The 977-nt window shown below is 60.3% G+C and carries 1 protein-coding gene; it reads left to right on the forward strand.

From position 1 onward, the window contains the following. The coding region (gene lpxM, locus ADK28_RS06765) for a lauroyl-Kdo(2)-lipid IV(A) myristoyltransferase (protein WP_048795241.1) at positions 1-915 on the forward strand (915 nt) is incomplete at its 5' end. Between the last annotated feature and the right edge of the window lie 62 nt (positions 916-977).

A 977-nucleotide genomic window follows, 5' to 3' on the forward strand; every position in this document is an offset into this window, starting at 1 on the left:
TTTTTATATCCGCGCTACTGGGGCGTGTGGTTGGGAACCGGCCTGATGGCCGGCGTTTCGCTGGTGCCTGCGCGCCTGCGCGATCCGGTGCTGGGGGCGGTCGGCAAACTGGCCGGCAAGCTGGCGAAAGGCGCGCGCCGTCGTGCCCGCATCAACCTGCTGTATTGCTTGCCGGAATTGCCGGAAAGCGAACGCGAGCACATTATCGACCAGATGTTCGCCTGCGCGCCGCAGTCGATGGTGCTGATGGCGGAATTGGCCTGCACCAAGCCCGAGAAAGTGCTCAAGCGCGTGCGTTGGCACGGTGAAGAGGTGTTGGACAAGATCCGGGCGGAAGGGCGCAACGTGATTTTTCTGGTGCCTCATGGCTGGGCGGTAGATGTGCCGGCGATGTTGATGGCCGCGCGCGGCCAACCGATGGCGGCGATGTTCCACAACCAGCGCAATCAGCTGATCGACTACCTGTGGAATGCCGTGCGTCGTAAATTCGGCGGCCGCATGCACGCGCGCAATGACGGCATCAAACCGTTTATCAGTTCAGTTCGCCAGGGGTATTGGGGTTATTATCTGCCCGATCAGGATCACGGCGCTGAGCACAGCGAGTTTGTCGACTTCTTTGCCACCTATAAGGCGACCTTGCCGGCGGTCGGACGGCTGATGAAGGTATGCCGTGCGGCGATCGTGCCGTTGTTCCCGGTGTACGACGGCAAAACCAGCATGCTGGATATCTATATTCGCGAGCCGATGGACGATCTGGCCGACGCTGATGACCCACGGATTGCCCGCCGTATGAATGAAGAAGTGGAAAACCTGGTGGGCCCGAATCCGGAGCAGTACACCTGGATCCTCAAACTGCTGAAGACGCGCAAGGAAGGGGAGATTGAACCCTACTCGCGCGACGATCTGTATCGTTAATCCTTTCTACCGCTAACGCCGGTCGGGCTACACCCCGGCCGGCGTCACTTCAGATGTGCACC

It is taken from the genome of Serratia sp. 506_PEND, from assembly GCF_001076875.1.
Lineage (GTDB): Bacteria > Pseudomonadota > Gammaproteobacteria > Enterobacterales > Enterobacteriaceae > Serratia > Serratia marcescens.